The sequence below is a fragment of the Paraburkholderia sp. J63 genome (genome assembly GCF_905220245.1).
Classification (GTDB): Bacteria; Pseudomonadota; Gammaproteobacteria; order Burkholderiales; family Burkholderiaceae; genus Paraburkholderia.
Map to the genome: position 1 here is coordinate 1 of NZ_CAJMZF010000179.1, position 474 is coordinate 474.

The window sequence follows — 474 nt, forward strand, 5'->3', positions numbered from 1 at the left end:
GCGCATCAGCTTGCGCTCCAGATCCTTTACCGTGGTGAAAATGCCTCGCGCAATCACGTCGCGCTGGATGCGCGAGAACCAGTTCTCCACCTGATTCAGCCAGGAGGTATAGGTCGGCGTGTAATGCAACCGCACGTTTCGGTGTTGCCGCAGGAACTCCTGCACGCGCGGGGTCTTGTGGCTGCTGACGTTGTCGCAGAGCACATGGATCTCTTGTTTGGGCCGCTGGCTGGCAATAACGTCGGTGAGGAAGGCCACGAACTGCTCGCTGGTATGGCGCGGCGCCGTCTTGCCGATGACTTGCCCGGTTGTCGTGTTGAGCGCGGCGAACAGGCTCAGCGTGCCGTTGCGCTTGTATTCGAAGCCGTGACTCTCGGCACGCCCGGGCGACAGCGGCAGCATCCGGTCTTTACGATCCAGGGCCTGAATTGCCGTCTTCTCGTCTACGCAGAACACCACCGCGTGTGCGGGCGG

General features: G+C 61.8%; 1 protein-coding gene. It reads right to left on the reverse strand.

Annotated features, from left to right (window positions below; all coding sequences use genetic code 11):
- Positions 1–474, reverse strand: a 474-nt coding sequence (locus U5775_RS39055; RefSeq protein WP_322063453.1) for an IS630 family transposase, incomplete at both ends; no start/stop codon positions are given.